This is a genomic window from Pseudomonas sp. FG47 (assembly GCF_057809115.1).
The window spans coordinates 23333-41972 of sequence record NZ_JBMDJI010000021.1; the positions used below are offsets into that span (position 1 = coordinate 23333).

General features: G+C 54.6%; 15 protein-coding genes and 1 pseudogene. 10 read left to right on the top strand and 6 right to left on the bottom strand.

The genetic code is table 11. The features are described from left to right. Positions 1-13: 13 nt before the first annotated feature. From ACODS5_RS16410 to ACODS5_RS16455, 10 genes and pseudogenes are all read left to right on the top strand, one after another. Positions 14-640 carry a LysE family translocator gene (locus tag ACODS5_RS16410; protein ID WP_134692356.1) on the top strand — a complete coding sequence of 209 codons (627 nt, stop codon included), beginning with the start codon at positions 14-16 and terminating at the stop codon, positions 638-640. Positions 641-1234: 594 nt separating this feature from the next. Further along, the gene (locus ACODS5_RS16415) at positions 1235-1528 is read left to right on the top strand and encodes a hypothetical protein (protein ID WP_489109164.1); all 294 of its coding nucleotides are present in this window, start codon (positions 1235-1237) and stop codon (positions 1526-1528) included. A 74-nt stretch (positions 1529-1602) separates the two neighbouring features. Further along, on the top strand, positions 1603-2001 hold the full coding sequence (locus ACODS5_RS16420; RefSeq protein WP_489109165.1) for a hypothetical protein: 399 nt from the start codon (positions 1603-1605) through the stop codon (positions 1999-2001). Between the two features lie 92 nt (positions 2002-2093). Then, the gene (locus ACODS5_RS16425) at positions 2094-2753 is read left to right on the top strand and encodes a hypothetical protein (protein ID WP_489109166.1); all 660 of its coding nucleotides are present in this window, start codon (positions 2094-2096) and stop codon (positions 2751-2753) included. 132 nt (positions 2754-2885) lie between these two features. After that, positions 2886-2990, top strand: a pseudogene (locus ACODS5_RS16430) (IS5/IS1182 family transposase); the annotation flags it as partial. Between the two features lie 795 nt (positions 2991-3785). Further along, a complete protein-coding gene (locus tag ACODS5_RS16435; RefSeq protein WP_489109167.1) occupies positions 3786-3962 on the top strand; it encodes a transposase in 177 nt (58 codons plus the stop codon). Positions 3963-4292: 330 nt separating this feature from the next. Beyond that, positions 4293-4862 carry a recombinase family protein gene (locus tag ACODS5_RS16440; protein ID WP_489109168.1) on the top strand — a complete coding sequence of 190 codons (570 nt, stop codon included), beginning with the start codon at positions 4293-4295 and terminating at the stop codon, positions 4860-4862. Positions 4863-5001: 139 nt separating this feature from the next. After that, a complete protein-coding gene (locus ACODS5_RS16445; RefSeq protein WP_489109169.1) occupies positions 5002-7056 on the top strand; it encodes a type I restriction-modification system subunit M in 2055 nt (684 codons plus the stop codon). After that, complete coding sequence (locus ACODS5_RS16450) at positions 7053-8429, top strand: restriction endonuclease subunit S (RefSeq protein WP_489109170.1); 1377 nt, start codon at positions 7053-7055, stop codon at positions 8427-8429. The genes ACODS5_RS16445 and ACODS5_RS16450 overlap by 4 nt, the downstream gene beginning before the upstream one ends. 52 nt (positions 8430-8481) lie before the next feature. Next, on the top strand, positions 8482-11601 hold the full coding sequence (locus ACODS5_RS16455; protein ID WP_489109171.1) for a type I restriction endonuclease subunit R: 3120 nt from the start codon (positions 8482-8484) through the stop codon (positions 11599-11601). 335 nt (positions 11602-11936) lie between these two features. On the opposite strand, the gene ACODS5_RS16460 is transcribed toward ACODS5_RS16455, so the two are convergent. From ACODS5_RS16460 to ACODS5_RS16485, 6 genes are all read right to left on the bottom strand, one after another. After that, positions 11937-12953: a hypothetical protein gene (locus ACODS5_RS16460; RefSeq protein WP_489109172.1), complete on the bottom strand. Its 1017-nt coding sequence runs from the start codon at positions 12951-12953 to the stop codon at positions 11937-11939. A 268-nt stretch (positions 12954-13221) separates the two neighbouring features. After that, on the bottom strand, positions 13222-13488 hold the full coding sequence (locus tag ACODS5_RS16465) for a hypothetical protein (RefSeq protein ID WP_489109173.1): 267 nt from the start codon (positions 13486-13488) through the stop codon (positions 13222-13224). Next, complete coding sequence (locus tag ACODS5_RS16470; RefSeq protein WP_489109174.1) at positions 13485-14465, bottom strand: integrase domain-containing protein; 981 nt, start codon at positions 14463-14465, stop codon at positions 13485-13487. Before ACODS5_RS16470 ends, ACODS5_RS16465 begins: the two co-directional genes overlap by 4 nt. Before the next feature lie 1000 nt (positions 14466-15465). After that, positions 15466-15957, bottom strand: a complete 492-nt coding sequence (locus ACODS5_RS16475; RefSeq protein WP_489109175.1) for a hypothetical protein — start codon at positions 15955-15957, stop codon at positions 15466-15468. Continuing rightward, positions 15954-17138 carry a hypothetical protein gene (locus ACODS5_RS16480; protein WP_489109176.1) on the bottom strand — a complete coding sequence of 395 codons (1185 nt, stop codon included), beginning with the start codon at positions 17136-17138 and terminating at the stop codon, positions 15954-15956. Before ACODS5_RS16480 ends, ACODS5_RS16475 begins: the two co-directional genes overlap by 4 nt. 209 nt (positions 17139-17347) lie before the next feature. Then, positions 17348-18580 (bottom strand): integrase domain-containing protein, encoded by a 1233-nt coding sequence (locus tag ACODS5_RS16485; protein ID WP_489109177.1) that lies wholly within the window; start codon positions 18578-18580, stop codon positions 17348-17350. Positions 18581-18640 lie beyond the last annotated feature (60 nt).

Genomic DNA, 18640 nt, shown 5'->3' on the forward strand with positions numbered 1-18640 from the left:
GGAGCATGTTGAGATGCCGTTGGAGAATTTGATAGGTGTGGCGATCATCGCCCTGGGCATGGTCTTGACCCCCGGCCCGAACATGGTCTACCTGACATCCCGGGCGATTTCCCAGGGCCGCCTGGCCGGGATGATCTCCCTGGCCGGCGTTGCGCTGGGGTTCATCTGCTACCTGGTGGCCTCCGGGCTTGGCCTGTCGGCGCTGTTCAAGGCCGTGCCGGTGGCATATGACGTGGTGCGCATCGCCGGCGCCTTCTACCTGGGTTACCTGGCCTGGAACATGGTACGCGGCGCCTCGCCTTTCGAGGCGCGGGAACTGCCGCCGCATTCGCCGCGCAAATTGTTCACCATGGGGCTGGTGACCAACCTGCTGAACCCAAAGATCGCGTTGATGTACTCGGCGTTGATTCCGCAGTTCATCGACCCGACGGTGGGGTCGACCTTGCAGCAGTACATGCAACTGGGGTTGGTGCAGATTGTCATTGCGGTGACGGTGAATGGGTTGATCGTGCTGGCGGCGGCGCGGGTGAGCCGCTTCCTGACTGCCAGGCCCGCGGCGATGCGGACCCAGCGGTGGGTGTCCGGGGCGGTGTTGGGGGTGTTTGCGGTGGATATTTTGTTGAGGAAGCCGTTGGATTGAGGGGGAGTTGGGAAGACGCCGTTTGGCGTCTTTTTATTGGGTCGGGGTGATCAGAATTGATTTGCTAAGCCCCTATTTTGGTTGAGAAACCGCTGTTCAAAAAGTGGTTATGCAATACTGAGAGCCCGATTTCACGATGCGCGGGCTCATCTAGGACTGTGACGGTGACAGTTTACTCTGAGGCTTTAATTCTCAGGTACTGCACCACCAGAAGCTGACGGTCAGGATCAAAGCAGAAGACACCTGATGCTAAGTACTGGTGAAGGTGGAGGCACACACTGCGAAATTCGTATGAGCTGCCTCAACCTAAGCGGACCTCTTCCTGCCGCGCAACGTAACCCACCTACAATAGACACGCTCGGTTCGAATCGAGTAATGTCGCAGGTGAATTTGCTCCCACGTTTGGTCGAGCAAGCATGGCTGCTCATGCGTGGTGTATAGCTCCCTTATACGCTCATCTGCACGCTGAAAGCCTCAGCCTAGACACGGATAGCTAAAGGAACAAGGAATGTTATACATCAGGCCCGTCCTGTGAGTTATCCGAAATTTTGTGTCTATTTATAGTTATACGCAACCCATTAGGAGTGCGGTGCCATGGAAGCTGTTTCTTTCTATCTGACAGTAACTTCAATTTTTCTTGGGTTGATTTCCGCAGCAGGCTGGCTGCGCGCCAGTGTTATAAAAGTCAGCCATGAAAAAGCGATGAGCATTCGTGCGCGTGAGGCTAAGAAACGGGGAGAAAAACCAAACTATGCATCGGTAACTTTGGATGGGTGGGATATGTCAGCCACTTTCTCGGCACAATCAAAATGGAATGCCATCGGTGCTTTCTTTGCCGCAGTTTCAATTTTGCTCCAAGCTACAGTGCAAGTTCTCGGCAGTGTATAGCAAGTCGCTCAAAGCGCTCACTTCGTTCGCTGGGGTGGCGTTCCGCCACCTGAGGCTTAATCGTTAGGTTACTTATGCCTCTTGCACGCTTTATTTCGACTGATGGCCCTTATCTCGAAGTAAAAATTAAGATTGATAGCACATGTTTTTGTGTAGAGGATGAGTTCAGGGTCGACGAGAGAAACATACCAAGTCCCGATGCTGATTTCGAGCGTGCATTTAGCCCGTTCCTTGATGATGAGGAGTCTTGTGACGAAATCTTTTCGGGTAATCCAAGCCAGAAAATTGGAGTCGAGCAGTTGGGTGGATGGCGATATCGGATATTTGGAAGAATTGCTTCCATAAATCCCGTCATCGTCGATTGTGGCCTCTTAACGGTCGAGGGCGTAATTTCTACAGACGATCCGAGAACTGTTGGAGATTTCGTAGCTTTCACAATTACCCGGCTCGGTGGTTATGCCTATGCAACCTAACCCTTCGATCGAGCGGACGCCCAGCCGGCTGTGCCGATTGGGTATCCTTCGCGCTGGCTACCTCCAACGTTAGACTACAACAGGGAAAGTCCATGGCATTCGATGCAGAAATTCAGAAAACCATTAATGCATATGTTTCAGCGCACGTTGCCGACGAGGCTTGGCATACCGCGTACTTCGACTTCATTGGTGACGCGACTCTTGCACAACGCCTTGGTGAGGAGTTTATCTCTACGCGCTATATCTACAAAATCCTGGAAGGGCTTGAAGCCGATGACTGGATGCTGCGATCACAGATACGACTGCAAGTAATGTCATATGCTTCCATTTACGAAGCAGTACTTCATTACTTGCTCTTTGATTGTCTTGGTACAGAACCACGAGTTGTCGCTCTTACGGAATTCCGCACGAAGAAGAAGATTTCAATTCCGCCGGCTAGCCTCGCGTTGCTTGAGAAGCATCTTGAGCACGATGGAAAGAAGATCATCCCCACGTATGAGGCCATTGGGAGGACTGATGACACCAAGGTCCGATTCGACAAGAAAGCCGAATGTGCTGCCGCGCTTGGAATGATTGAGCCTTGGCTCAAGGATGAGCTGATCGAGTTCTATGAAGCGCGCAATGCGATACACATTCACGCAGAGATTAGAAAGAGCTTGAAGTACCAATTGGACTTGTCAAAGCGGGCATACCTCCGGATGCAGCCATTCAAGGAACAACTCTCGGCTTGGTGGTCCGCGTATGTGGTCTAACCGGTTCTGTATGAAAACCTTTGAAACCTCACCGGAGCCTCTGGAAACCCGTTTTTCTGTAGAATTCTCGCTTTTTAGGCGAAGGGTTCTGCCATGTCCAAGCGATACGGACTTTCCGATGCAGAATAGGAAATAGTCGCAGACCTCTTCACCGCACATCGTCGTACAGGACGCCCAAGAGTCGACGATCGCTTGATGCTCAATGGCGTGTTGTGGGTGCTGCGCTTAGGCGCAACCTGACGGGACTGTAGTGGTCTACTAACCCCGGACACCCATTTAGGCGAGAATGCTCGCCACAGAGAGGTGTCCGATGACCAAGCAACGCCGTACCTTTACCCCTGAGTTCAAGCGCGAAGCTGCCTGCCTGATGGCCATGGTGCTCTTCGCTTGTCGATACGATTGGCCAGACAAAAATGCGCGGCCTGCAAGCATGCGGCCTTAAATGCCAGGCACAAAAAAGACGCCCAAGGGCGTCTTCTTTTTAGGATTTGGTGGGCCGGGGTGATCTGAATTGGTTACTTCTATCGCTGAAATATATAAGAAAAACCCGGTTTGATATTTGATTGGAATACCATTTGGAATGCTGAGTCGCTGGATTTGGATTCAGGAGCCTGTGGCGCTCGTTTGGCTGGCCTTGTGATCTTCGCAGGTTCAAAAAATCGTGAGGTATACGCCAGCCTCAGCCTGCATCCCCACCAGGTTCTCGATCATTTGAGCGCACTTCAGATCGTGCGTCTCCGATAGCGCATAAGACTGGGCGATCACCGTTTTTGAGAGGATGAAGTTGACCTGTTTCTTATCGCGGTGTGTTTGTCAATTGCTTACGGCTTCACCGTCTCTTGATCTGTCGAAGCATGGCCGTCCGTTCGTGACGGCGCACACTTCCAATCGGAGTACATCAGCAACTCATGGTAGTTGCTGATCGGCGTTTGCCTAGATAGCGGTGACAGATGATTTTTTAAGCGTAAGCGTCCGGTGAACTAAACTTCCGAACTTCAGTTTTAAGGGCGATGGTGTCCGCGTATTTTTTAAATGGACGCGATCGTCCTTATCGCCAGGATTCCCATGCTCCAACGAAGCTCTTATCCGACGCCTTTCAAAGCCCAGGTTGTGCAGGAATGCCTGCAGCCCGAAGCCTCAGTTTCCAGTGTCGCCATCAGCCATGGCATCAGCGACAACGTCATCCGCAAGTGGCTGCCGATTTACTGAGGCAGGCCCTTTTTGTCGCTGCCAATGTTAGTGCGGCTCCAAACAACGCTCAGGCGGCAGACTGAGGAAACGCTGGTTATCACAATGCCGCTGGCAGGTGTTTGGACGTTTCTATTGAAAGGCTGTGAATATGCTTTGATGGCCCACCTCAGTCCTCCCGCAGAGTCACTCAGCGCGTTTGCCGACGGGCGAACGAGCATGCCAGTCGGATGCATGAGTGTGCGCGAATGGGTAGTTTCTTGACGGGTGAAAACATATCAATTTTTCGTCGTGAAAATAGCTTTAAGGCGTTAATATACCCGTCAAGTTTTCAATGTCCTGGTTACGTCCATGAATCAACGTATAGGGTACGCTCGCGTATCAACTGACGATCAGCACCTAGACCTGCAGCGCGACGCGCTTCAGCAGGCTGGATGCCGCGTTATCTACGAAGAAGCGGCCAGCGGCAAGAACACGGCTCGACCAGAGCTTGAACAGTGTCGCAAGGCACTTCGGGCAGGGGATACCCTGGTGGTTTGGCGGCTAGATCGTCTCGGACGCAGCCTACCCGACCTGGTGCAGGTCGTGACCGAGCTTGAGCAGTATGGCGTCGGGTTTGAAAGTTTGACGGAAAGGATCGAAACCAGCAGCGCGGCGGGCAAGCTGATCTTCCATGTGTTTTCAGCGCTGGCTGACTTCGAGCGTGGCTTGATCCGTGAACGGACTCAGGCCGGTTTGGCTGCAGCGCGTGCCCGAGGTCGAACGGGAGGTCGCAAGCCCAAGTTGACTGATAAAGATCTACGCGAGATCAAAGCGCTTTTACGTGATCCAGATATTCAAGTGGCAGAGGTCGCTCGGCGTTATGGAGTATCGCGGACTACCTTGTATAAGCATGTTGGCGTTATTTCTCCAAATGCGTAAGCGCCATTAAGATATCTAATGCGATCAATAAATGAATATTCTCCATATTCAATTGGGCGCTGATTGTTATCAGGCGGAAATTGCGTCATCGCAATTTTAGTCATGCAACAGTAAACGAATATTAATAGAGAATCCCTGAATGTCTAAGTTAGCAGACCTCATCTGGAAAAACGCCGAGCTGCTGCGCGGCGCGTACAAGGAAAACGAATACCGCAAGGTCATCCTGCCCTTCACCATCCTGCGCCGCCTCGATTGCGTGCTGCAACCCACCCGCGAAGTGGTACGGGCACGGCATGCCGCGGTCCACGGCAAGGGCTACGACCTGGACAAGATGCTGACCCCCTTCAGCGGCTACCCGTTTTTCAACACGTCCAAATTCACGCTTCCTAACATCGCGGAGACTCCCGACGATGTGCGCGACAACCTGGAAGCCATGATTAACGGCTTCTCGCAGAACGTGCGCGACATCTTCGACAAGTTCGGTTTTACCGCAACTCTGGACAAGCTGGCCGAGAAAAACCGCCTGTACCTGGTGGTACAACGCTTTGCGGAAACCGACCTCGACCCCCAGAAGGTAACCAACCACGACATGGGGCAGGCGTTTGAAGAGCTTCTTCGGAAGTTCAACGACGTATCCCCAGCGGGTGAGCAGTACACCCCGCGCGACGTGATTGAACTCATGGTCACGCTGCTGTTCAACGGCGACGATGACATCCTGTCCGTGCCCGGCGTGGTGCGCACCATGTATGACCCCACCGCAGGCACCGGGGGCATTTTGAGCGTGGCCGAAGAGCACCTGCGCAAGTTCAACGACCGCGCTACCTTGAAGCTATTCGGGCAGGAGCTGGAAGACGAAACCTACGCCATTTGCAAGGCCGACATGCTCATTCGTGGGCAGGACCCGGCCAACATCGAGAACGGCGACACCCTCGAACTCGACCGTCACCCCGGCAAAACCTTCGAGTACCAAGCCGCCAACCCCCCCTACGGCGTGGAGTGGAAACCCGCCGAAGCCGCCGTCAAGAAAGAGCACGGCAAGGGGGCAGTGGGGCGCTTCGGGCCGGGCCTGCCCGCTATTCGCGATGGGCAGATGCTGTTTTCCTTGCACCTGTTGTCCAAGATGCAACCGGTGGTCGCGGGCAAAGGCGGCGGGCGCATCGGCGTGGTGCACAACGGTTCCCCGCTCTTCACCGGCGACGCGGGCAGCGGCGAGAGTGAAATCCGCCGCCACATCTTGGAGCACGACTACCTCGATTGCATCGTGGCGCTGCCCACGGACATGTTCTACAACACCAACATCACCACCTACCTGTGGTTCATGACGAACCGCAAGCCCGTCGAACGCAAGGGCAAGGTGCTCCTGATCGACGCCAGCGCCATGAGCACGCTGATAAAAAAGAACCTGGGCAAGAAGCGCCGCGAATTCACGCCCGATTGCGTGGAGCGCATCGCCAAGGCGTATGCCGACTTCCAGTCCATGGAGTGGGAGGAGAACCCCGACGCCAAGGATCGTAAGACCGGGCGCGTGCTCAAAGCTAAGGTGTTTGACCGCGACCATTTCTTCTACCGCCGCATCACCATTGAGCGCCCCTTGCGCATGCGCTTCCAGGCCAGCGAACAGGGATTGAAGGTGCTTGGCTGCGACACCGCCTTTGGCAAACTGCGGCAGGAGCAAAAAGACCTGCTGATCCAAAGCATTCAAGGCATGGACGCTCAGGCCACGTACATGGATGCCGACTCGTTCCGGGCAGCACTGCACGCATCCGCCACATTGGTGGCCGATGCCAGCGGCCTGAGCGGCAAGGCCGCCAAACTGGCTGCCAAATCGTTGGAGCTGGCTCGCAAGTACCTGGGCACCAAGGACAAAAATGCCGAGCCCACCACCAACGAAAAGGGAGACATCCTGAGCGATTCCGAATTGCGCGATGCCGAGTACGTGCCGTTCAATGACGACATTGAGGCGTACTTCGAAAGCGAGGTGTGCCCGCACTGGCCGGATGCGTGGGTTAACTACGAAGTGAAGGACGCCAAGGACGGAAAGATCGGTGTGGTGGGCACCGAAATTAACTTCAACCGCGAGTTCTATGTGTATACGCCCCCGCGCAGCCGCGAGGCCATTGCGGCGGACATCGAGGCCAAGGAGCACAAGTTCATGGAGCTGCTGCGCGGCATCAAGGACGAGGTACGCCCATGAAGCCGTATGCGAGTTACAAGCCTTCGGGCGTGCCGTGGTTGGGGGCGGTTCCGGCGCATTGGGCTGGAAAACGGCTGCGTGATTGTGTGGAGGGTTGTTCCAACGGCGTCTGGGGCGATGACCCCGATGGGGGCGATGACGACATTCCAGTCATTCGCGTGGCTGACTTTGACCGGACCGGTAGGCAAGTCGTTGAGTATGAAACTCTCCGCAAAGTAGATAGCGGTCAGCGGGGAAGTCGGGCATTGGTCCCTGGTGACATGCTGATGGAAAAGTCGGGTGGCGGGGAGCAGCAGCCCGTTGGTATGGTCGTTTCTTACTTTGGCCCAGAGGGCGCGGTTTGCTCCAATTTTGTCGCCCGCATGCGTAGTCGTGAGGGAATCGTATCCAGGTTCATGGTGTACCTCCATGCTTATCTGTATGCATCGCGGGTTACCAATATTAGTGTCAAGCAGACCACCGGAATCCAAAATCTGGATTCAACGGCTTACCTGTCCGAAGCCTGTTTTGTGCCCCCACCCGACGAACAGCAAGTCATTGCGGAATACCTCGATGGCGAAACTGCCCGCATCGACGCCCTGATTCATGAAAAGGATGAGCTGATCGGGTTGTTGCGGGAGGCTCAGGCATCAGCCTTTGCAGCCACCGTCCTGCGATTTGCTAACGCTACCGTTGGCGTGAACTGCAATCGGTTTACATGGCTGCAATCCTTGCCTGCCAACTGGCGCGTTGCCAAGGTCAAGCACATAACACTATCGGTTGACCAGGGAATTAGCCCTCAATGTGAATCCCGTCCTCCCGATGATGGTGAGTGGGGGGTTCTGAAAGTTGGGTGCGTGAACACGGGCGACTTCAACCCAATGGAGTCCAAGGCGCTTCCCTGTGACATTGAGCCGATTGAGAGCATCACGCTCTTGAAAGGTGACGTGCTGATTTCACGCGCAAATACCAAAAATCTTGTTGGGCGCGCCTCTATGGCAGACAAGGACTATCCAAGATTGATGCTGTCGGACAAACACTACCGCCTTCGGCTCGACCAGAACGAGTGCTTGTCCCAATATCTAGTGTTTGTTCTGACACATGGCGCTGTACGTGTCCACATTGAGGAACGGGCTACGGGCGCGAGTGCGTCCATGTTGAACATTGACCGTCGAACCATCATGGATTTGGATGTGCCACTTCCCCCGCCAGATGTTCAGGATGAAATTGTTCGAGAGGTTCAGCGCGACCGTGCAGCTTTGGAGCACCTCATCGTCCACACCCACGACGAAATCACGCTGCTGAAAGAACTGCGCGCCGCCACCATCGCGGATGCGGTGCTGGGGCGCATCGACGTTCGAGTTAGTTCGAAATCGATAGCTACTTGCGCTTGATGGATAACCGCCAACGGCCAATTTGATTCACAAAAATAGGAGAGGGACACCCATGGCAGCCATCCACACCGAAGAGCAGTTTGAAGACGAGATTTGCGAAGTCCTGAAAGCCCAGGGGTGGCTGCTCGATGGACCTTTGCCGTTCCAAAAAGGCTTTGCGTACGACAAAGGTTACGACCGCCGCACGGCGCTGTACCCCGAGGATGCGATTGCCTGGGTGAAAGACACCCAGCCCGATGCCTGGGAGAAGTTTGCCAAGAACCACGCGAAGAACCCCGAGGCGGTGTTCATCCAGCGGCTGGCGGAAGAGCTGGACAAAGACCGCCCGACCATCAAGAAGGAAACCCCGCAGCTCTGGGGTACGCTCTATGTGCTGCGCAAGGGCTTCAAGGACATCAACGCCACGTTCAAGATGGCGCAGTTCGCGCCCAGCAACCAGCAGAACCCCACGACCTGGGAGCACTACAAGAAGAACCGCCTGCGCGTGGTGCGTCAACTGCATTACTCGCTGCACAACCAGTTGTGCATCGACTTCGTGCTCTTCATCAATGGCCTGCCTTTGGCAACCATCGAGTTGAAAACCGACACCACCCAGAACATCGAAGACGCGGTGCGACAGTACAAGTACGACCGCAACCCGGTGGACGTGGCAACTAAGCAGCCCGAGCCTTTGCTATCGTTTGGCAAGCGGGCGTTGGTGCACTTCGCCGTGAGCACCGACGAGGTGCAGATGGCGACCAAGCTCGCGGGCGCGGCCACGCGTTTTTTGCCCTTCAACCGTGGCAACCCCGATGGCATGGGCGGCGCTGGGGCGGGTAACCCTCCCGATGATGCTTTGGGCTATTCCACCGGCTACCTGTGGCACGAGGTGTTCCAGCGCGATGCGTGGCTGGCGGTAGTCGGCAAGTTCTTGTCGGTGGAGGTGTCCGAGTCCAAGGACGCCAAGGGCAAGAAGGTATTCAACACGTCGCTATTGTTCCCGCGCTATCACCAGTGGGATGCGGTCAACAAGCTGCTGAATGCCACCCTGGCCGAAGGTGTGGGGCATACCTATCTGGTGCAGCATTCGGCGGGGTCGGGCAAGTCCAACACCATCGGATGGCTGGCGCACCGCCTTGCGTCTTTGCATGACGCTAAGGACCAGAAGGTGTACAGCAGCGTGATCGTGATTACCGACCGCCGGGTTTTGGACACGCAGTTGCAGGACACCATCTACCAGTTCGACCACCAGCAAGGCGTGGTTGAAAAAATTGACGAGAACAGCACGCAGTTGGCGGGCGCCTTGGACAAGGGCAAGCTCATCATCATCACGACGTTGCAGAAGTTTCCTTGGGTGCTGGACAAGGTGGGCGGTCTAGGCGACAAGCGCTTTGCGCTCATCCTGGACGAAGCCCACTCCAGCCAGGCGGGCAAGGGCGCGGTAAAGCTGCGCGAGGTGCTGACCAAGGGCAAGACGGGTGCTGCAGGCGCGGACGCGAAGGCCGATGGCGCGGTGGCGGTGGTGTCCGATGGCGATGACGACATCACCGATGAAGACGTGCTCAATACCATCATGGCATCGCGCCAGCGACCGCCCAATGTGTCGTACTACGCTTTTACGGCGACTCCCAAGCCCAAGACCATGGAACTGTTTGGGCGCACGGGCGGGGATGGAGCGCCCGAGCCCTTCCATGTGTATTCCATGCGCCAAGCCATCGAAGAGAAGTTCATCTTGGACGTGCTGCGTGGCTACACCACCTATGGCTTTGCCTTCAAGTTGGAGCAGGCGGGCGACGACAAGGATGTGAAGGCGGGCAAGGCCAAGGCCAAGCTGTTCCGCTACGCGCAGTTGCACCCGACCAGCATCGCTCAGAAGGTAACGGTCATCGTGGAGCACTTCCGCGAGCACGTCATGCACCAGTTGGGCGGGCAGGCCAAGGCCATGATGGTGTCGGACAGTCGCGTGGCGGCGGTTCGCTACAAAAAGGCGTTCGACGACTACATCAAAAAGATGAAGTACACCGACTGCAAGGCGTTGGTGGCGTATTCGGGGGAGGTAACGGACGAGGAATCCAAAGTACTTAAAGCCAAGGAAGGCGACCTCAACGACCACAAGGAACACGACGACGGCATCAAGGAGGCGTTCAAGACCGAGACCTATCAGGTGCTGATCGTCGCATCGAAGTTTCAGACGGGCTTTGACCAGCCTAAGCTGTGCGCCATGTATGTGGACAAGCGCCTCGACGGCGTGTTGGCGGTGCAAACCCTGTCGCGTCTAAACCGCATGTACGCCGGTAAGGAAACCACTTTCGTGCTGGACTTCCGCAACGACGCGGATGGCATCCTCAATGCCTTCCTTCCGTTCTACCGTACCGCCAAGATGTCGGCTGTTACCGACCCGAACTTGGTCCACACCCTGCGCCAGAAGCTGGACGACGCGGGCATCTACCTGTGGGAAGAGGTGTTGGCCTTTGCCAAAGGCTACTTCGACCCCAAGGGTAAGCAGGCCACGATTCAAGCGCCGCTGAAGAAGGCGCACGAGCGGTTTAAAGCTCAGACCAAGGAGGTGCAAGACCTGTTTCGTGGCGATGTCTCCTCGTACATCAGCGCCTACGACTTCCTGTCGCAACTGCGCTCCTACGACGATGCCGACCTGGAACGCCTGCATGCGTTTTGCCGAATGCTGTTGCCCCGCTTGCAGGGGAAGGCCGGAGGCGATGAGGCGCTGGATGAATCTGTGCGGCTGGCGGGCTACAAGGTGGTCAACGAGCAAAAGCACAAGCTGGACATGGAGGCGGGCACCGCCGAACCGATGAAGCCCATGGGTACAGGCGGCGGGCAAGCCTGGGACGACCCGGAAGACCGGCTGTCGGCCATCATCAAGAAGATGAACGAGGTGTTCTCAGGCAATCTGTCGGATGCCGATTTCAAGGGCTACGCCACTACGTTGATTGGCAAGATGGTGAGCGACCCCACCTTGCAGGAGCAGGCGCAGGCCAACGACACGGTGGATGCCTTTGCCAACGGCGCCTACGAAACGAAGCTCAACAATGCCGTGGTGGACGCCTTGGAGAACCATAGCGCCATGGCCGACCAGGCGCTACGGCATGAGAAAGTATTCAAAGGGCTGGCGAGTCTGCTGGTGGAGGAGGTGTATAAGCAGATAAGGGAATCAAGTCAGCCTGCTGCCTAAGTACTGAATTACATCGGATATCTCGGGTTACTAGCATCAAACCGAGCAGGCTCCTGAGAGTCCAAGAAAGTTGGATAGCTGTGTCTTAGTGTGGTGTTTCAGAAATGCCGCTGAAACACCACACTAGCATTGCCTGTGCTGACTTTTTCGACGTTGGTGATGTAGCGGTTTGCCGCTGCACCGTTTTGAAAGTGTCCTGAGCCGGCACGGTATTCCACGACAGACACTGGCACGCTGGATTATCCAATGCAGCGAACATGTGTAACTGAGACTTCTTCTTCGCGGTAGGTGGGGTTCATGGATTGCTTACATTTTTACGGGATTCCATGAAGAACCTAATAAAATCCGTCTCCATTCCCGTCAAGGCGCTCGCTGTAAAACGTAAACAAAACCAACTCTTCCTCTGGCTCGTAAAACATCATGATCAGATCTGCGCCCCAGCTTTGGTAATGATGCGCAGGCACACTGGCTACATGATAAAACGGACGGCCAGCGGGACTGATGGGGTATCCAGCAGTGATATTGCCGTTTTCAACCGGCGCATAGCCTAGCTTAAGGCTGGAAATGGGGAGTTTCGAGAAATCAGCCACGCCACCGATTTGCTCAACAAACGCCATTCGCTTGAGGTTGTACAGAGGGTAATTCTCTGCCAGTTCTGATGGTGAGAAAAGCCACCCCGACTCTTCATACATTTTTTTGGCCGCCGTGTAAGCAGCTTTTTGATCCGCATACAGCGACTCCAGACGCTCGCGAGCCTCTACATAAGGATCCTCCAGATGCTCGTTGTCCCTATGAAGGAAAAAATAGCGTGGGTCACCCATCAGGCGGTATCGCCCTTCCTCTACCTTGAAGCCAATCCAATTGGTGTGCAAAAGAATGGAGTGGTAATCAGTATCTTCGGTCGCTTCGCCAACTTTCTCATGCTCTGTCGGCTCCAGCGGACCCAGCATGGTCAAATATCCATGCCAATCTGGGTTTGCCGCGTTGAGATCGATACCAAAAAAGGGTTGGAAATGCTCGCTCAGCTCGGCCTGATCTGGCACGAAGATGGTGTCAGGATCCGGAAACGGGTATATACCGTAAGGAGCATTCATATAGTCCGGCCAGTGCTTTTTGATTTCGGTAATCACCCCCTTAGTGTCCCAGTTCCTTTCAAAGTCGGCTTTGAATACGGCTATTAAGGCTTGTGCTGCTTCAAAGTGTTCTTGGCTGAGCTCGCTGAGGTCGGCTGCCGTCACCGCATACCTATCAGGGCTGACCATCGACAAAACGATTGACCGCAGGCATTTGGCGGAGGCACTGTGGTCGTTGACGAGCATGTCTTTATATCTGAGGAAGGGGGATTCGCTCATATCTGATCTTCCGTGGGCTTGATTCAGGAAGCACTGCGTATTGTAAGTAGTGCTTATGGAGGGGCTTTACGTCTTTTGAGATTGCAGCGGCAATCACGAGCATCTTGGCGGGTCATTCTTGCTGTGTCCAGATGGCACTGGGGTACGGTCCTGGATGCCCTGCTCCTCCGGAATGAGGCCACAGGCTATAGGGGGAGCGCTTTAATACGGCTGCGTTCAACAGAGTAGTGAGTCAAGTTGCTGATCACAACGCTCTTGCTTCCCATATTCATACCCATGACTTTTCTAAGCGACGAACGAGCAGTCGCAAGGTTAGGAGGTAGTAATACCGCGTTGCATTGCTGCGTCGGGCTAGGCGATTCTCGAGAAACCAAATCACATGCTTCCGCTGCCAAGTCCAAGGCGTTTCTCGCTGCCACCGCTCTGCAATCTCAGCCTGGATGATTTTCGCCTGCCGTACATGGCGTCGCCGGGTTGCGTGTGAGCCGGTCAGCACTCCAGCCAAGAACAGCTCCATGTCGAATGGCTTACTCATGCCCGCCCACCAATGTAGGCCGCGACCACGTCGATCCGACCGTGTCCCAGCTCATAGCTGATTTGCCTTCTGGCCTCACGATCTAGGTGTCTATCTACCTGGCAACATTGGCCGCCACTGATTGGCGCGGGGTGTTGGGTGATCTGCTCATAGCGCTCACATGCGTACGCCGCTCGTAGCTCATGGAAGCCTTTGAGGTTCTGTGCATGCAGGATGTCCCGTGCCGGGCGGATGATGTCCTGTAGAACGTCAAAGTAGCTTTCATCTGGCGCAATCAGGTTGTGGCTGCCTGCAGGCGACACCCGCTCTGCAAATCTAAGCGCGCCAAGAGCATGCTCATCCATCGAAATCCAACGTGGTGCCGAGGCGCCGGCGCGGCCGCCCTTGGTGCCATCCTGTATGTTAATCCTGCCTAGGTGGTTAGCCTCACGGCTTAGCCGTGGCAGGTCAGCCAAGATGGCTTCACGTAAACGCATGCCAGTGGCTCGTGCCAACAAAACGATCGCAGCTGCTCGTAGCTGATGATGGCGGCAAAGCGCATTGACGATCTCTTTAACCTGATCGCGGTGTTGGCCTTGTGGCACCGAGTGTCGAACCCCTGTGCGCTGCATACCCAGCGCCTTGCTCGGGCTGGGCAACTTCACGTACTGATCACCGCGAAGCGCCGCCATAGTCCTGTTAACGCTGGATAGGCGGTTTTGTGCGGTGCTGACAGCAAGGTCACCGCACCTAACCACGTCGCGCAAATACGCCGCATAGTCGGCCAATATCTTCCGATCAATCTGGCGAGCATCATTGATACCGGGCCCCAGTTCGGAGCGGCACCATTTGACGAATGCCTGCCACCGATCACAGTGTGCTTTGACCGTGCCGTAGTAGCCGTCGCCGAACATGTCTTTCAGCGCCTGCGGCCCTGCATAGCTCAACTGCCTGCCGTAACCGAAATTACGGCCATCGCTTCTACCCACCAATGCCATGTCGAATCACCTCATCGCCTGGTCTCCGATCCTCGCCCCACGTCATCCCGCCAAGAATGTTGAGTGTTATCAGGGATCAAGGCCCCTGCGACCTGTGGGGATGTCCTCTAGCGCGGGACTGGCGGCTCCTTACGTCCGGGAGCAAGGGCATCTCATGATCTGGCCTCCTGAGCACCGTTACCGGTGGGCGGGTGGAGGCAGCGCTGGCTGACGAGACCTGCGCCTGAAGATCCTGAGCCATGTGCAAGCAGCAATGCGATGACCGGGGCATGCCTGACTGTCAGTCAGGTGCAGTCCATTCCTTGGTCTGCGGCACCATCATCTACATGGCTGTTGCTGGTGAAATCGGCGTTTGTCACGCCGATTGTCACGAGGGGGATTGCCGCAAAGCCATGTGCAATCAGGGCTGCAGCAGTGTTAGAAGTGCCCGTCTCTTTCCAGAAGAAAGAGACGGGCACAGGTTGGCGCAAGTTTTGGCCAAGCGGATAGGTTGCTGCTGGGCAGCGAGGTACGGTGTATCTGGCGCACGAGCGCAATACGTGTAAGAGCATCCATCACATGGGTAGTGACCGGGCGAGCTGCCGAATGCTAATCGCCCTTGGGGAGAACCACCGCGGGGGCGGCGTGACCTTTAAGGTTCGGGTCACCTAGGGTGCTGTCAACGACAGCCTTCGCACTGTCTTTTCTACGCCCGCAATCAGAGGGGTCAAGCGACTCGCCCGCTGGATTTTGTGGTTGAAAATGGCATTGGGCGTGTACGGGACACCGTAGCACTCAGCGGCAGATGTGGTGCTTTTGATCTTTTTAGGTGAGGTCCATCCAAACAGGGCGGCTTTGCAGCCCTGTTTGGATGGACCCGCGGGTGAGCATGAGGCTACGAAAATTCAAATTAGGCCATTCGTAGGGTTTGTGATGCTCTGATTAAATAAAAAATATTGAAGCCGAAATGCCCTGCAGAATCTCGTTGTTGGCCACTGATTCGAAGTTTAAATTGATTGAACTATACATCCCAGTCTTTGGCTCTTTTGCTTCGTTGATTTTCCAGGGCGTCCATAAATGAAAGATTTATACGTATTGTGCTTATCAACGCGCAGATTTGCAGTCCGGAAATAAATACAAGCCCAAACTGGCAGGACTTTAGTATTGCTAATTGGGTTGTGAAACCAAACTTTTGATGTATTGACATTACTACCATAATGATAATCGATAATATCATCGTGGTTGCTGATTGCACGATAACACTTATTATTTCTTTCAGTCGTAACGTCTCCTCCCCGCCAGCAGAGAAGTCTATATTGACTAAATTTTCACCTTTGAGCGTTTTCAAGACATTGGGGTATAAAAAGGCCACCCAGATACTCATGATTGTGAAAATTGCGCCTGCAATTCCCACAAGTAGGCTAAGTATGGTGGGGCTAAGTTCTTTGTTAATGTCAATCCCGAAGATAAGCAAAATTATCGGAATTATGAAGCAAGCGACAATGGCTTTCATCCGTTAGTACCGAAAGCTAGCTCTTGAGGTTCAACTGCAGTTGCGGGTATGTCTGCTAAAGGTAAATAGGAGGCCCGCGCCTCGGAGACTACTTTGTAGAGCTGGTCGCAGCTGTAAGCATCAATGGTCGGTGGTAGGATAACGCGTTCCACGATACGGTGATGTTTAATAGAGGTGCTATTTTCATTTTCGTCAATAAAAATTATGTCAGCCCAGCTTCCTTCGCTGAAGCTTGAAGAATATGTCATCAGCTCTTTAATTTGAGATAACGATGGTGTGGCCTCAAGCTTAATTTCCACTTTCCTGACGTTGTCGTCTGATCCCTTTTGGCTAGGGAAGAACTTTTCCATAAATGTCTGGAAAAAGCCAAACATTTCAATGTTGGCTTTGTCAAGTCCGTCGCGTGTGGAAATTGCAGTATTCATTTCTAGATTTTTCGCTCCGTCGCTAACTACTACTTCGTTACGCAACAGCATGTATCTAGTGGATTCGCATATTTGTTCGAGGTATTCTTCGCTGGTTTTAAATATTTTGATGTTGGTGTTGAATCGGTATAGAAGGTTGTATGTTTCCGGGTTCTGAGGAGTGCTAAAAGTAATTCGGGTTTCTGATTCGCCCGGTTGGCGTGAATTGTACCCAGGGAATTTTAGGCGGTACCTGACGCAGTAATTAACCCATTTTTGCATTAGCTCGGAATCGCATTTAGAGTCGTCGAACTTTATGGAGACTACTGAGTTCTTACTTGGTACGATCCAGTAATAGCATGGGTGGCCCCATACATAGTTCTCGCCGGTGCTTGAGGCGCCATTGGTAATGTAGTTCCCTGTCGGATTACCATCGCTGCCTAATTCTAATCCTCTGAACCCTTTAGTGTCGGTAGGGTCGTGCTTCCACAGTACTACCATGAAGTCGCCGTTCGGAAACTCTTTGATTTCTCGGCAGTAACACATCACTGGATCGTTTCCAGAGTCACCTTGACTTGGCCAGGGCGCTGTTTCCTTAAATCCTCTTCCTTTGACCCAGGCTGCAAGGGCGCGAAACACCTCGGTGGTCCCTAGTCCAAAATTCTTGGAGATTATCTCCTCACCTGTTGACTTTCTCTGGACTCGATAAAGCCCACTCTTCTCAATCTCGAAAAAATTCAGATAGCCATAGTTATGTTCGCGTTTGAATTTTGACATCGACAGCCTACTTCCTTGAGCCAGAGTGAGAAATGCGACAGGTGATCAGGCGTTCCGGATATGGCTGATTGCCATCCTGCCTGGGAGACGGATTGTAGGCTGAGTCGGCGCAGCTATAAAGCCTAGTTACTAACCGCCCAGCAGATTCTCCTGATTGCGTTTCAGTGCATTTTCAGGGAGGGCATTACCGCAATTGCATCTCCCTGGTCCTAGCGGACTCGGCCGTAAGCAGACGCGAGAAGGCTACCGGTCGCGGCTTTCTGGATGAACTCACTCCACCAAGCCATCATGGGTCGCCGGCGCTCGATGTAGTCGGCTCGGTTGTAGGCGCTCCGCACCTCATCCTTATCGACGTGCGCCAGTGCCACCTCGATGAGCTCCGGGTCCCACCCATGTTCATTCAAGATGGTGCTGGCCATCGAGCGCATGCCGTGGCTGACCAACCGATCTTGGAAGCCCATGCGTTTCAACGCCATGTTGGCGGTTTGGCTATTGGCGTGGGTGCGCGGATTTCTATCGGCCGGGAAGACGTATTCGCGATGGCCGCTGTGTGTCGTCAATGACTCCAACAACGCGACAGCGTGATCACTCAAAGGAATGCTGTGTGGGCGGCGCTTCTTCATCCGCTCTGCTGGGATGGTCCAAACGCGCCTTTCAAAGTCAATGTCTGCCCAGCGAGTAGTCGCCGCCTCGGCGGGGCGAGTCATCGTGTGCAACTGCCATTCGATCAGGCAACGGGTCGTGCGTTTGATGCTGGCGTTCGCGATCTCCAGCATGAGCTCGGGGAGTTCTTCGGGCGGAAGCGCAGCCATGTTCTCTTTTTTGGGCTTCTTGAAGACTGCCCTGATGCCGCTGAGCGGGTTGGCGAAGATCAGGCCGGAGTTTACGCCGTAGGTCATGATCTCGTTTAGCCGCTGGCTGAGACGCTTGACCGTCTCCAGGCTGCCTTTCGCTTCTATTGGGCGAAGCAATGCGATCACCATCGGCGCGGTGATTTTGGTCAGCGGTGTTGTTCTCAAGTCGGGGAATACATGCAGCGTGAGCGACCGCCAAATGTCCTCGGCATAGGCCGGGGTCATCGAGTCTTTCTTGAGCTCGAACCAGGCGGTGGCCACGTTCTCGAAGGTGTGTTCCGTTTCTGCGCGCTTGGCTTCATTCAGCGTATTGCGCTGCACCTTCGGGTCGATGCCTTGGGCGAGCAACTCGCGTGCTTCTACTGCCTTCTTTCGTGCATTCGCCAGTGACAGTTCGGGATAGGTCTCGAAGCCGATGTTGATGCGCTTCTTGGTCACCGGTTCGCGGTAGTTGAAATTCCACAGCAACGAGCCGTTGCTGCGTACGCGGAGCTGCAAACCGTCACCGTCGGTAAGGACGTAATCCTTGGACGCCGGTTTGACTCCCTTGAGCTGTCGATCGGAGAGGCGGAGGTTTTGAGCAGGCATGAGATTGTCCTCAAGCACTGATTCGGTATTCCAAAGATTAGCACCGGATGGGCTGGAATA

Bases quoted from the DNA above. Each gene is read 5' to 3' on its own strand.
- ACODS5_RS16420 (WP_489109165.1), top strand. From the start codon at position 1,603: ATGCCTCTTGCACGCTTTATTTCGACTGATGGCCCTTATCTCGAAGTA.
- ACODS5_RS16455 (WP_489109171.1), top strand. From the start codon at position 8,482: ATGGCAGCCATCCACACCGAAGAGCAGTTTGAAGACGAGATTTGCGAA.
- ACODS5_RS16440 (WP_489109168.1), top strand. From the start codon at position 4,293: ATGAATCAACGTATAGGGTACGCTCGCGTATCAACTGACGATCAGCAC.
- ACODS5_RS16435 (WP_489109167.1), top strand. From the start codon at position 3,786: ATGGACGCGATCGTCCTTATCGCCAGGATTCCCATGCTCCAACGAAGC.
- ACODS5_RS16460 (WP_489109172.1), bottom strand. From the start codon at position 12,953: ATGAGCGAATCCCCCTTCCTCAGATATAAAGACATGCTCGTCAACGAC.
- ACODS5_RS16445 (WP_489109169.1), top strand. From the start codon at position 5,002: ATGTCTAAGTTAGCAGACCTCATCTGGAAAAACGCCGAGCTGCTGCGC.
- ACODS5_RS16475 (WP_489109175.1), bottom strand. From the start codon at position 15,957: ATGAAAGCCATTGTCGCTTGCTTCATAATTCCGATAATTTTGCTTATC.
- ACODS5_RS16465 (WP_489109173.1), bottom strand. From the start codon at position 13,488: ATGAGTAAGCCATTCGACATGGAGCTGTTCTTGGCTGGAGTGCTGACC.
- ACODS5_RS16450 (WP_489109170.1), top strand. From the start codon at position 7,053: ATGAAGCCGTATGCGAGTTACAAGCCTTCGGGCGTGCCGTGGTTGGGG.
- ACODS5_RS16480 (WP_489109176.1), bottom strand. From the start codon at position 17,138: ATGTCAAAATTCAAACGCGAACATAACTATGGCTATCTGAATTTTTTC.
- ACODS5_RS16470 (WP_489109174.1), bottom strand. From the start codon at position 14,465: ATGGCATTGGTGGGTAGAAGCGATGGCCGTAATTTCGGTTACGGCAGG.
- ACODS5_RS16410 (WP_134692356.1), top strand. From the start codon at position 14: ATGCCGTTGGAGAATTTGATAGGTGTGGCGATCATCGCCCTGGGCATG.
- ACODS5_RS16485 (WP_489109177.1), bottom strand. From the start codon at position 18,580: ATGCCTGCTCAAAACCTCCGCCTCTCCGATCGACAGCTCAAGGGAGTC.
- ACODS5_RS16415 (WP_489109164.1), top strand. From the start codon at position 1,235: ATGGAAGCTGTTTCTTTCTATCTGACAGTAACTTCAATTTTTCTTGGG.
- ACODS5_RS16425 (WP_489109166.1), top strand. From the start codon at position 2,094: ATGGCATTCGATGCAGAAATTCAGAAAACCATTAATGCATATGTTTCA.